A 12826-nucleotide genomic window follows, 5' to 3' on the forward strand; every position below is an offset into this window, starting at 1 on the left:
TGTAAAAAACAACGCCACCCGAAGGTGGCGTTGTTCACATCAGTACTGGTCTCTGTCTAACCAGTTACCGCTTTCAATCAGCTTTAACCCATCGACCGGACGTTGATACACGTACATCCATGCACTTCCGTACGGCGTCTGAATTAACTGGCGAGCATACTCGCCGCCGCGCGAACGCAGCGCATCAAGCTCTGCCAGCGTGGCGTTATCAATACGATAAACTTCCCCGTGTACTGTTCCCTTTCCCGGAACGGCGCCTGGATAGTGGCCCAGGCTGTACAACTGGTAGTTATCAATACTGAAATTACCCAGCAACAGGGCGTTAGTCATCCAGTGACTGTTACCTTGCTTAGTGCGTAAACTACCATAAACAAATATTCGCATTGCTAAAACTCGAACTGATAGAGCAGATCAAGTGCCTGATCTACGCCAGACACGGCTTCCAGATATAGCTTAGGCATCAGACGATAACGTAGCGTGAGTGTCGCTAAAGAGTCAAATATACCCACACCATATTTCACCTGCAGACCTGGTAGTACATATCCACTGACAACCACTTGAGATGAATCGCCCACCCCTTGTGTGTCCAGTGCCAGATTGCTTACGCCAAACGTCTCCCCGATTTTACCCACAACCTGACCACTTTGTGCAACCCCTAAGCCAATAAGCATAGACGTCATCGCCGCACTATCGCTCTGTTCGCTGTCCAGTCCTTGTCCACGTAGCAGGTAAGAGAGTGCCATTTGCTGCGACATCGCCGGGTCGGAGAAGATTTCCGCTTTCGGTTCATCTGCCGTACCCGTCACGCGAACACCAGCGATCACGTCGTCTTCTGTAGCATCTGGGTTACGTATAGCCTCGATATTGAGCAACGGCTGATCCGGCGGGCCGGAGAATAACAGCTCACCTTTACGCACAATCAGATCCTGGCCATAAGCATGGAAGCGACCGCTCGGAATATTAATCTGTCCGTTCAGTCCCAGCCCCTGCTTATCCTGCGCCACTTTGAGATCGCCCGTCAAACGCGCTTTCAGACCAAAGGCATCGATGCGCACGTTGTTGCCAACGTGAATGTTCAGATTGCTGTTGATCGGAATTCCGGCAGTCTGGGGCTTCTCAGGCTGAAGATCGTTATTGAGCATGACCATATCGCTGGAAACCCCGACCGCGCTTTCCGGCAGGTCGTGGACCACGATACGCGCCCACGGCACATCCACGTTACCGTCCAGGGTAAACAGATTCGGCGTGGCTTCGAAGACTACGTCCGGCGACACATCCAGGCGCACCATTGGCGGCACGGTGATACGTACCCGGCTACCTTTGGCCGCAATACGCGCGCGCCAGTTGTCGATCTGACTCCAGTCGGCACCGCCGCTCAGGTTAATCTCCCCTTGTTGCGTGCGCACCACGCCTGAAATCGTCGAACGGGTCCCGGCAAAATTAACGGCCAGCTGGCTCGGCTGCATGTCGAACGGCATAAAGTTGCCGTCAACGTCCAGGCCGCTCAGCTGTAACTGTCCGAGCAATTGCGGACTTTGCACGTCGCCGCCGAGGCGCAGGTTAGCGTTTAGCATCCCTGCGGCTTTTTCACCGCGCGAGAAGATGGGGTTCACCATCGCCAGATTGAAATTACGGATGTTGACGTTGCCGCCCAGATTACGTCGTCCTTGCGGATCGCTTATCTGCACCTGGCCGTCAAACTGGCCGTTATTGGTCAGGCGGATCAGCCAGCCCAGCTCGGCACGGTTGTTATGCAGGTCGGCGGTGAGATTCAGTGTGTCAAACGCCACCGGCAGTGGCGCGTCATTCACGCTTTGCGTGACCTTCACGTTGCGTCCGCTTAGCGTGACCTGCCCCTGCGGCAGTCCTTCTTTGGTGGTGTCCCAGCTCACGTCGGCCTTACCCGTGAACACGCCGCTGGCCTGGGTTGTATCCGGCATAAACGGTTTCAGCATTGCCAGATCGAAGCGGTTCAGGTTCACCACCGCGCGCCCTTCTGCACCCGCATCAATGGGTTGCGGTACGCACAGTTCAGCATTCGGGTTGTTCCAGCAGTGCGGCCCAATGCTGATTTTCTGTTCCTGATTGCGGTAATCCAGCGCGATGGGGCGGTTGAGCGACCACGGACCAACCGGCGTCTGAAAACGCGTATTGCTCAGCGTGCCTTTCCAGCGCTGTTCTTTACGATCAAAGTTCCCCGCCAAATCAAGCTGCCCGGAAACCGGCTCACCCTGGATGCGCAACTGTAGCTCATGCTGCTTTTCGCTGCCTTTGGCATTGAGCGTCACCAGGCTGATATTGACGTCAGGCTGTACAATCCGCTCAACGCGCACGTTGAGATTACCGGCGATTTGCTCAGCCGATTTCACATCGCCTTCGACGCGCACCTGGGCCACGGAAAGCTCCTGCCAGCGCAGGCCGCGCGCGGTGATATCCGCCAGCAGCTGTGGTGCTTCTACCGTACCACGAACTTTAACCAGTCCCTTCGCCGTGCCGCCTAACCCCGGCAGCGCGTTATCCAGGCTCGGAGCATCAATGGTCGCATCAAGATTGAGATCTTTGACCCCCAATTCCCCTTTCACCTCCGCGCTGTTGCGCCCCAGTTCCAGATGCAGGCCCGGGATCGTCCACTGCAGGTAGCTGTTGCCCTTCAGTGAACCGTTCACATTGACTTTATTCTGCTTCACGTTCCCGGTTAGCTTCAGCTCCGGAACCTCCATCTGCCAGCTTCCGCCGTACAGACTGCCGCGGGTTTTAATCAAACCATTGAGTTTTGATGGCCAGTCAGGTATCTCTTTCGCCGTATTGATGCCATCCAGCGTGAGCTCCCCGCGCCAGCTAATGGCCTGCTGCCAGTCCACCAGCGCTTTCAGCTCGGTTTTCCCTTCCAGCGCAGCTATGCTGAGTTTGTCGAGATTGATCTGCTGTTCGTTGCCTTTGGCATCCAGCGTGATGGTGGCCGGAGGAATATCCTGGCCTTTCACAGCGGTATGCATCGACAACGTATAGTCGGTCATCTTGCCGGTCAGTTTGAGCTTGATGTCATCGGCCTGGAACTGCTTGTCGCCGGTAAACGGCCAGTAAATCTGCTTGCTGACCACTTCCAGATTGAGCGGTAATCCCGCTTCTGCCAGTCGCGTCTGCGCGCGCAGGTCCATATCCACCGGACCAGACAGATTTACGCCGACTTCCAGCTGTTCACGCAGCGCGCCGCCAACTTTCAGCTTCACCTTTTCGCCCTTTAACGGGTCGATATTCAGCGTGCTGTTCAGGGTTATATCGACCGGCCATGTATCGGTGAGTTGCGCCGTGCCGCTGGCTTTCACCGTACCCTGATTAGAGTCGATATCCAGCACGTCGAGCTTCATGTTGCCGTCAATGCTACTCACCTTCAGCAGCATGCTATGCACCGTTAAATCGGTATCCCCGGTCACACGCAGCTGCTCGCCGCGAAATTCTTCGATATTGAGATTCAGCGGCAGATGAACGTCGGTCATTTCCGGCAAAACAGGTTTTGAGAACAGGTCTTTCAGCGTTTCACCCAGCGGTTTCTCATCCGGCTGCGGATTCTGGATTTTCGGTTCCACCACCTCTTCCTGCGCCACGTCCGCCACTTTTGGCAGAGCAATCAACAGCCCCTGCAATGACGTGGGCTTCAGGGTCAGCGTTTTTTCCTGCCAGTTGAGGCCGGAGGTGAAATCCAGAACGGACACCGTGGTGTCATCGATTTTGATATTGATGTTGTTAAGCGCCACGCGAGAAAGCGTGATCGGATAAGGCGTGGAGAGGTTCAGCGGACCGCTTTCCTCTTCCTCAACCGGCGCGGAAGGCGGCATCTTTTTACTGTCGATCGCCACGTTGATGTCTTTCAACGACAGATCGTTGACGCACAGGCTGCTGTCCCACAGGCAGTTAAGGCCCACAGCCAGATGCACTTCACCGGCATTCACCGCCACACCAGGCTGGTCATAGCGGATATTTTTTAGCGAGAGATCCCGCCAGCCACCGGTTACCTGACCAATCTCCAGCCCCGGCACCCAACGATTAGCGGCCTTGAAGAGCAGATGCAGGCCCGAGGTCGTGCCAACAAGGAACGCCACAGTGCCTAATAACAGCAGGATAAAAATCAGCACGCCGAGGCTTATCTTCTTCCATAAACTCATAATTCAGGCCCCAGACCGATGTAAAACTGTAAACCATGCTCATCTTTGTCGCCGACAGGTACAGCAAAATCAAGCTTGATCGGCCCCACCGGTGACTGCCAACGCACGCCAACCCCGGCACCGGTTTTGAAATCACTCCGGCGGATATCACTCACCGCTTCGCCACTATCGACAAACATCGCGCCCCACCATTTTCCGGTCACGTTGTACTGGTATTCCAGCGAGCCAGTCGCCAGCTTCGAGGCCCCTTTCAGCTTGCCGTCACTGCCTTCGGGCGAAATAGATTTGTATTTGTAGCCGCGAATACTGCGATCGCCACCGGCGAAGAAACGCAGGTCCGGCGGAACTTTGTCGAAGTCACCGGTTTCAATCCAGCCGAGGTTGCCGCGCATCACAAAGCGATGACGATCGTACAGCGTGCGGATCCAGACGTTCTGCGCCTGGAAGACGGAGAAATCGACATCAGAGCCCCAGGCAGTATTGGAGTAATCAATGGAATAACGTTGGGAGTCGCCCCAGACAGGCATCAGGCCGCCGCGTGAACGCGTCCGGCTGATCATCACGCCCGGATAAAGCAGCATGGTGGTGTTAGTGACATTACCCTGGGTAAAGTGGTCGAGGCTCCAACGCAGATTAATCGCACGCTGCCAGCCGCTCGAGAGATCCCAGTAGCGGGAAACCGCAAGCGTGGTCGAGTCCTGCTCGGTATCGTTCAAATCGGTACGCTTAAAGCCCCCCTGCACCAGGTAATACTGCTCCAGCGGGTTTTTTAACAGCGGCATTTTATAGCTGAAATCAAGGACCTGCTCTGGCGCAGAGATACTGGCGCTGGTCGTCAGGCTGTGACCGTAGGAGTTCATCCACGGCTTTTTCCACGATGTTTTTAACCGCGGCCCTACGTCAGTGGAGTAACCAACCCCGGTTTCGATGGTATTCTCAGTACGCGGCGAGACCACGCCTTTCAACGGCAGTACTTTGGTTTTACGAGCTTTGTCGAATTCCGGTGCCACTACCACGGAATTAAACCATCCGGTTGCAGAAAGGCGACGGTTCAGCTCCGCCAGATCTTTTGATTCGTACTCTTCACCCTCTTTGAACGGCACCAGGTTTTGCAGGTACTCATCGCTAATTTGCGAGCCTTCAAAGGTGACATGGCCAAAGCGATAGCGCTCGCCGCTGTTATAGTCGATATCCCAGAATGCCTGGCGGCGATCGAGCACAATCCCCAACTGGCTTTTGTTAAATTCGCTGTCGAAGTAACCTTTGCGCAGCGCCACGCTGGTGAGTGACTTTTTAAAGCTGTCATAGTCTCCCTGATTGAGCACCGTGCCGATTGCCGGACGCGTTTTCAGCAAATCCAGGTAATCTTTATCCGTACGCGCGCCACCACGCAGAATCACCTCAGTGCCGCCAATCAGTACCGGTTCGCCGGGAGTCACTTTGGCAATCAGCACCTGGCGTCCTTTCGCCGGCGGCGGACGCAGTTCAAAATCAATAGTCGGCTCAAAGTAGCCCAGCGCTTTTAGCCCTTCGCGGATGGCATCATCAACGCGCGCACGAAAACGCCGGTCTGGTGTGACTTCATCACTTTGAATTGTGGACAGCTGCGCACGGACGTTTTTCTCCAGCGGCCCTGATAATCCTTCGACCTGTAAGCGAACATTCGCGGCGGCGGCGGAGCCACTTAAGCACAGTAATCCCACCCAACATAACTGACGGATATGTGGCACATTTTCTCCTGAATATCCTTTTTTCCCACCCCTGGAAAAAAATACTATGCCGTTCCTCGGCTTAACAAAAAATCAACAATAAGAGTTGAAAAACAGACGACAACCCAAATATTTCTTATGTTTAACTCTAGACGCATTCACGCCGTTTATTGTGGGCAAAGACGCGTCTCGTTACAACCTTAACCCAAATGACTGATTTCGGGAGAACGGCCATGAGTTTATTTGATAGAAAGCATCTCGTTACTCAAGCAGATGCGCTACCTGGACGCAACACCCCGATGCCAGTAGCGACGCTGCACGCGGTTAACCAACATTCGATGACCAACGTGCCCGACGGGATGGAGATCGCTCTGTTCGCCATGGGCTGTTTCTGGGGCGTTGAGCGCTTATTCTGGTCTTTGCCCGGCGTTTACAGCACTGCCGCAGGTTACACCGGTGGCTACACGCCGAACCCAACCTATCGGGAAGTCTGTTCAGGCGATACCGGACATGCCGAAGCAGTGCGCATCGTCTATGACCCGCATGTTATCAGCTACGAGCAACTGCTGCAGGTGTTCTGGGAGAATCACGACCCAGCGCAGGGCATGCGTCAGGGGAACGACCAGGGCACGCAATATCGTTCCGCCATTTACCCGCTCACGCCGGAGCAGCAAAGCGCCGCGCACGCCAGCCTGGAGCGTTTTCAGGCTGCCATGACCGCGGCGGGCGATGACCGCCACATCACGACGGAAATTAATACGGCAACGCCGTTCTACTATGCCGAGGACGATCACCAGCAATATCTGCACAAAAATCCGTATGGATATTGTGGCATTGGCGGGATTGGCATTTGTCTGCCGCCGCAAGGATAAATATCCGCCTCTGGCGACTTTACAGTCGCTTACGCTATACTAGCTTCTGAATTTACCGGCTCAATTCCACGAGCCGGTTTTCACTGAAAATTCCATTGGATTTATACTCTATGGATTTCGAGTTGCAGAAAGGCGGCAAACTCGTGAATCCCCAGGAACATAGATAACTATGTGACTGGGGTGAATGAGTGTAGCCAACGCATCTGCAGCTTGAAAGACGACGAGTATCAACTTCTCCCTTCCGAGGATCTGACCTTAACGGTCGGATAAGATATGTTAAACAGTATTTTAGTCATTCTCTGCCTGATCGCCGTGAGTGCGTTTTTCTCGATATCCGAGATCTCGCTTGCCGCATCCCGCAAAATCAAACTTAAGCTGCTTGCCGATGAAGGCAACATCAATGCACAACGCGTAATGAAGATGCAGGAAAACCCCGGCATGTTCTTCACCGTCGTACAAATTGGCCTTAACGCCGTCGCCATTCTTGGCGGCATCGTGGGTGATGCGGCATTTTCCCCGGTGTTTTACAGTCTTTTCTCAAAGTACTTTGCTCCAGAGCTGTCCGAACAACTGAGCTTTATTCTTTCGTTCTCACTAGTAACTGGCCTGTTCATCCTGTTCGCGGATTTAACCCCGAAACGCATCGGTATGATTGCGCCAGAAACTGTGGCTTTGCGCATCATCAACCCGATGCGCTTCTGTTTGATGGTATTTCGCCCATTAGTATGGTTCTTCAATGGGCTGGCTAACAGCATTTTCCGGCTGTTCAAGATCCCAATGGTACGCAAAGACGACATCACCTCTGATGATATCTATGCCGTATTTGAAGCCGGTGCGCTGGCAGGTGTTCTGCGTAAGCAGGAACATGAGCTGATTGAAAACGTGTTCGAACTGGAATCCCGTACCGTGCCGTCTTCCATGACATCACGTGAGAACGTTATCTGGTTCGATCTGCACGAAGACGAGCAGAGCCTGAAGAACAAAGTTGCGGAACATCCGCACTCCAAGTTTCTGGTGTGTAACGAAGATATCGATCACATCATCGGTTATGTGGACTCCAAAGATTTGCTGAACCGTGTGCTGGCAAACCAAAGCATGGCGCTGAACAGCGGCGTGCAGATCCGCAATACGCTGATTGTCCCGGATACGCTGACACTGTCTGAGGCGCTGGAGAGCTTCAAAACCGCAGGTGAAGACTTTGCCGTTATCATGAACGAGTATGCACTGGTGGTGGGTATTATCACGCTTAACGACGTGATGACCACGCTGATGGGTGACTTAGTCGGCCAGGGTCTGGAAGAACAGATTGTGGCGCGTGATGAAAACTCATGGTTAGTCGATGGCGGTACGCCAATTGATGACGTGATGCGCGTGCTGGATATCGACGAATTTCCGCAGTCCGGCAACTATGAAACCATCGGTGGTTTTATGATGTTCATGCTGCGTAAAATCCCGAAACGTACCGACTCGGTGAAGTACTCAGGCTATAAATTTGAAGTAGTGGACATCGATAACTACAAGATCGATCAGCTGCTGGTTACGCGTCTTGACAGCAAACCGACCGTTCTGGTGCCGAAGCTGCCGGATGCGAAAGAAGAAGGCGCTGCATAAGTTTGCGGGCCTGAAAACATCAACGGCTCCTGTTACAGGAGCCGTTTTTTTATATACCACTTAAACTACCGCATAGCACTTTGATCACGCCATCTCAGTTTGCAGACGCATGACCTGACGGTTAACTTCGGACATCACAGAAAAGTGCTGTTTGTCCTTCACTTTTGGGATAAGAATCTTACCCTTATCAAATTCAAAAGCGCCTACATCCTTGATATATAACCGTCCACGAAACAGGATCTTCACGTACTTCGCCACCTGCAGCGGGTTGTATCGTTGGAAAATTTTCATTGTTGTCTCCTGCTGAGCATTACGCCTTTGCGGTACCACAATCGGTCCGACAATACTCAGGCGCAAATTTTAATGCCCTATGACTATAGACTATCTCTACGACGTTTCCAGCGTGTATAAGTTTATTTACCTTCAGGTTACAATTATTCAGAATTATCTTTTCAACGGTTCACTGTCTTCAGTATAAGCCTTCATTTTTCGCAGGATTTGTGCGCCCGTCCGCAAACTGGCATCGCGCTTGCGGGAAAAAGCATCATTCGCACATATGATTAAATTCCAGACCCAAGTGGTCGGATCACCTGCAAAATAAAAATAGAAGGAAACACCATGACCTTACAAAAACTGCTGACGCTGTCGTGCCTGTTGCTGCCGATGATGGCCTCTGCACATAAGTTCGAAAACAACCAGCGCGTACCACCGGTCGGTATCGCCGATCGCGGCGAACTGATTCTCGATAACGATAAGTTTAGCTACAAAAGCTGGAATAGCGCGCAGCTGCCGGGGAAAGTTCGCATTGTGCAACACATCGCCGGGCGCACCTCAGCAAAAGAGAAAAACGCCACATTGATTGAGGCAATCAAAGCGGCCAACCTGCCGCACGACAAGTATCAGACCACCACCATCGTCAACACTGATGATGCTATTCCTGGCTCCGGCATGTTTGTGCGCAGCAGTTTAGAGAGCAATAAGAAACTCTATCCGTGGTCACAATTTATTGTCGACAGTGATGGGATTGCGCGTAAAACCTGGCAATTGGACGAAGAGAGTTCAGCCATCGCCGTACTCGACAAAGACGGCCGCGTTCAGTGGGCCAAAGACGGGGCATTAACGCAGGAAGAGGTGCAGCAGGTTATCGCCCTGCTGCACAAATTGCTCAATAAATAGAGACCCGGAAGCCGGGGTTGAGGAACGATTCACGCGGGGTGTAATCCAGGGGCTTTCCCTGCCAGTCGTGAACGTGGGCTCCGGCTGCTGCAGCTACAGCATGACCTGCGGCAGTATCCCAAATATTGGTTGGTCCAAAACGCGGATACAGTTGTGCCTGCCCTTCCGCAACGAGGCAGAACTTCAGCGACGAGCCAATCGACGTGGTTTGGTGCTCACCGAGTTGTTGCAGATACTCTTTTAGCTCATTGTCGGCATGTGAGCGGCTAATCACCACCAGCGGAGGACGCGCGTCGCGTACCTGGATTTGTTTGCGCGCACCGCACTCTTCTTTCCACGCTTTGCCTTCCGCCGCACTGTACATCACCTTCAATACCGGGGCATAAACCACACCCAGTACCGCCTTTCCTTTCTCGATAAGCGCAATATTAACGGTGAACTCACCGTTGCGTTTGATGAATTCTTTGGTGCCATCCAGCGGATCAACCAGCCAGTAGCGCTGCCAATGTTGGCGGACATCCCAACCTGGAGGATCCTCTTCTGATAACACCGGAATATCTGGCGTCAGCGCCTGCAACCCTTCGAGGATCACCGTGTGCGCGGCAATATCCGCCGCCGTGACCGGAGAATCATCCTGCTTGCTGGTGATTTCTATCGGTTTGATTCCATCGTAGACCTGCATAATGGCATCGCCCGCGTTCCGTGCAAGCTGGCATACATGTTCTAGCATTCTCCACCTCATTTATGGCAGCGGTGTTAACTCGTTGTTTTACTTATACCCGATCGTCAGAGGATCCGCCAACTGTGATAGCACCTGCGGTTTTAAACGTTATATTCATGTCATGATTCACAGTTCTGTAAGCAAGAAGATTTATATACATTTTCTTTTGTGGCCTAGTTCTAAAAAGGATGCCCCTGATGATTAAGTTTAGTGCAACGCTTCTGGCCACGCTGATAGCAGCCAGCGTGAATGCCTCAACCGTCGATCTGCGCATAATGGAAACCACTGATTTGCATAGCAACATGATGGATTTCGATTATTACAAAAATACGCCAACGGAAAAATTCGGCCTAGTACGTACGGCAAGTTTGATCAATGCTGCCCGCAGCGAAGTCAAAAACAGCGTACTGGTCGATAACGGCGATCTGATTCAGGGCAGTCCGCTCGGCGATTACATGGCGGCGAAAGGGCTAAAGGCTGGCGAAACACACCCGGTTTATAAGGCGCTGAATACACTGGATTACGCGGTCGGTAACCTCGGTAACCATGAGTTTAACTACGGCCTGGACTATCTGCATAAGGCACTCGCTGGCGCAAAATTCCCCTACGTTAATGCCAATATCATCGATGTTAAGACCCAAAAGCCGCTATTTACCCCTTATCTGATTAAAGACACCGAGGTTGTCGATAAAGAGGGTAACAAGCAAACGCTGAAAATTGGCTACATCGGCTTTGTGCCGCCGCAAATCATGACCTGGGATAAAGCCAACCTCAGCGGTAAAGTGACGGTAAATGACATCACCGAAACCGCACGCAAGTTCGTGCCGGAGATGCGGGCGAAAGGAGCGGATGTGGTGGTGGTGGTGGCTCACTCCGGTCTTTCTGCCGACCCGTATCAGGCCATGGCGGAAAACTCAGTTTATTATCTCAGCGAAGTACCGGGCGTGGATGCCATTATGTTTGGTCACGCTCACGCTGTGTTCCCGGGGAAAGACTTTGCCAATATCAAAGGCGCAGATATCACTAAAGGCACCCTGAACGGCGTTCCGGCGGTGATGCCAGGCATGTGGGGCGATCATCTGGGCGTGGTAGATCTGGTACTGAATAACGACAACGGGAAATGGCAGGTCACCCAGGCAAAAGCCGAAGCACGTCCGATTTATGACGCGGCGGCGAAAAAATCCCTGGCCGCTGAAGACCAGAAAATCGTTGAGATCCTGAAGGCCGATCACAACGCTACGCGCGAGTTCGTCAGCAAGCCAATCGGTAAATCTGCCGATAACATGTACAGCTATCTGGCGCTGGTGCAGGACGATCCGACCGTGCAGGTGGTGAATAATGCGCAGAAAGCGTATGTAGAGCGCTTTATTCAGGGCGATCCGGACCTGGCGAAGCTGCCGGTGCTTTCCGCCGCCGCGCCGTTTAAGGTCGGTGGACGCAAGAACGATCCGGCCAGCTTTGTGGAAGTCGAAAAAGGCCAGCTTACCTTCCGTAATGCCGCCGATCTGTACCTCTACCCCAACACCCTAGTGGTGGTAAAAGCCAGTGGCAAAGAGGTGAAAGAGTGGCTGGAATGTTCCGCCGGACAGTTTAATCAGATCGATGTTCACAGCAGCAAACCCCAATCGCTGATCAACTGGGATGGTTTCCGTACCTATAACTTCGATGTGATTGACGGCGTAGATTACCAGATTGATGTTTCGCAGCCTGCCCGCTACGACGGCGAGTGCCAAACTGTTAACGCCAACGCAGAGCGTATTAAAAATCTGACCTTTAACGGTAAACCGATCGACCCAAATGCCACCTTCCTGGTCGCAACCAATAACTATCGCGCCTACGGCGGCAAGTTTGCCGGTACCGGCGACAGCCATATAGCCTTTGCATCACCGGATGAAAACCGCTCGGTGCTGGCCGCGTGGATAAGTGCCGAGACGAAGCGCACCGGTGAAATTCACCCGGCGGCGGATAATAACTGGCGTCTGGCACCGATCCACAGCGATACGAAACTGGATATTCGCTTTGAAACGTCGCCGTCCGATAAAGCCGCCACGTTTATCAAAGAGAAAGGGCAGTATCCGCTGAAGAAAGTCGCCACCGACGATATCGGTTTTGCCATTTATCAGCTGGATTTGAGTAAGTAACGTTAATGCCGGATGACGCAGTTTACAGCGCCATCCGGCAACATCTTACGCCGCCCGCACTTCCCGCTGCGCCAGCACCTGCGGTAAATTCATTTCAATCCAGTCCGCCAGCGCGGCGACCTTATCACTCACCTGCTCACCCAACGGCGTCAGGCTGTACTCCACGTGCGGCGGCACCACCGGATACGACACCCGATTGATAAACCCGTCCTGTTCCAGCGCCTGTAAGGATTGCGCCAACATTTTTTCGCTGACCCCGCCCATCTTGCGACGCAAATCGCTAAAGCGGTGCGTGCCGTCGCGCAGCGCGACCAGAATCAATACCCCCCAACGGCTGGTGACGTGTTTTAACACCTCGCGAGAAGGGCACTGCTCGGCAAACAAATTACCGTCGCGTAATTGTTGGGAAAGGGTCTGCGTAATCATCTTCATA

10 protein-coding genes are annotated in these 12826 nt (G+C 53.1%); 4 read left to right on the plus strand and 6 right to left on the minus strand.

Annotation, left to right across the window (positions count from 1 at the left end):
- Window positions 1–39: 39 nt before the first annotated feature.
- The 3 genes from E4Z61_RS14395 to tamA are packed head-to-tail and all read right to left on the minus strand — an operon-like array spanning window position 40 to window position 5893.
- Window positions 40–384 (minus strand): gamma-glutamylcyclotransferase family protein, encoded by a 345-nt coding sequence (locus E4Z61_RS14395; protein ID WP_135323368.1) that lies wholly within the window; start codon window positions 382–384, stop codon window positions 40–42.
- 2 nt (window positions 385–386) lie between these two features.
- On the minus strand, window positions 387–4163 hold the full coding sequence (gene tamB, locus E4Z61_RS14400; protein ID WP_135323369.1) for an autotransporter assembly complex protein TamB: 3777 nt from the start codon (window positions 4161–4163) through the stop codon (window positions 387–389).
- Window positions 4160–5893: an autotransporter assembly complex protein TamA gene (gene tamA, locus E4Z61_RS14405; RefSeq protein ID WP_135323370.1), complete on the minus strand. Its 1734-nt coding sequence runs from the start codon at window positions 5891–5893 to the stop codon at window positions 4160–4162. Before tamA ends, tamB begins: the two co-directional genes overlap by 4 nt.
- A gap of 212 nt (window positions 5894–6105) precedes the next feature.
- Here tamA and msrA point away from each other — a divergent pair, with 212 nt between their 5' ends.
- Window positions 6106–6744 (plus strand): peptide-methionine (S)-S-oxide reductase MsrA, encoded by a 639-nt coding sequence (msrA, locus tag E4Z61_RS14410; protein WP_135323371.1) that lies wholly within the window; start codon window positions 6106–6108, stop codon window positions 6742–6744.
- 273 nt (window positions 6745–7017) lie between these two features.
- Window positions 7018–8355, plus strand: coding sequence for a polyamine export protein PaeA (gene paeA, locus E4Z61_RS14415; protein ID WP_135323372.1), 1338 nt, complete (start codon window positions 7018–7020; stop codon window positions 8353–8355).
- A gap of 84 nt (window positions 8356–8439) precedes the next feature.
- On the opposite strand, the gene E4Z61_RS14420 is transcribed toward paeA, so the two are convergent.
- Window positions 8440–8646, minus strand: coding sequence for a DUF1107 domain-containing protein (locus E4Z61_RS14420; protein WP_006179016.1), 207 nt, complete (start codon window positions 8644–8646; stop codon window positions 8440–8442).
- Between the two features lie 327 nt (window positions 8647–8973).
- Here E4Z61_RS14420 and E4Z61_RS14430 point away from each other — a divergent pair, with 327 nt between their 5' ends.
- Window positions 8974–9531, plus strand: a complete 558-nt coding sequence (locus tag E4Z61_RS14430; RefSeq protein ID WP_135323373.1) for a YtfJ family protein — start codon at window positions 8974–8976, stop codon at window positions 9529–9531.
- Here the strand turns inward: E4Z61_RS14430 and cysQ are convergent.
- Window positions 9521–10261, minus strand: a complete 741-nt coding sequence (gene cysQ, locus E4Z61_RS14435; protein ID WP_135323374.1) for a 3'(2'),5'-bisphosphate nucleotidase CysQ — start codon at window positions 10259–10261, stop codon at window positions 9521–9523. The two genes, E4Z61_RS14430 and cysQ, sit on opposite strands and share 11 nt — an antisense overlap.
- A gap of 188 nt (window positions 10262–10449) precedes the next feature.
- Between cysQ and E4Z61_RS14440 the strand changes: the two genes are divergently transcribed.
- The gene (locus E4Z61_RS14440) at window positions 10450–12393 is read left to right on the plus strand and encodes a bifunctional 2',3'-cyclic-nucleotide 2'-phosphodiesterase/3'-nucleotidase (protein ID WP_135323375.1); all 1944 of its coding nucleotides are present in this window, start codon (window positions 10450–10452) and stop codon (window positions 12391–12393) included.
- A gap of 45 nt (window positions 12394–12438) precedes the next feature.
- On the opposite strand, the gene E4Z61_RS14445 is transcribed toward E4Z61_RS14440, so the two are convergent.
- Window positions 12439–12819 carry a winged helix-turn-helix transcriptional regulator gene (locus tag E4Z61_RS14445; RefSeq protein WP_135323376.1) on the minus strand — a complete coding sequence of 127 codons (381 nt, stop codon included), beginning with the start codon at window positions 12817–12819 and terminating at the stop codon, window positions 12439–12441.
- Window positions 12820–12826: the final 7 nt, after the last annotated feature.

Origin of the sequence: Citrobacter tructae (assembly GCF_004684345.1) — a bacterium.
In the GTDB taxonomy this organism is placed as follows: Bacteria; Pseudomonadota; Gammaproteobacteria; order Enterobacterales; family Enterobacteriaceae; genus Citrobacter; species Citrobacter tructae.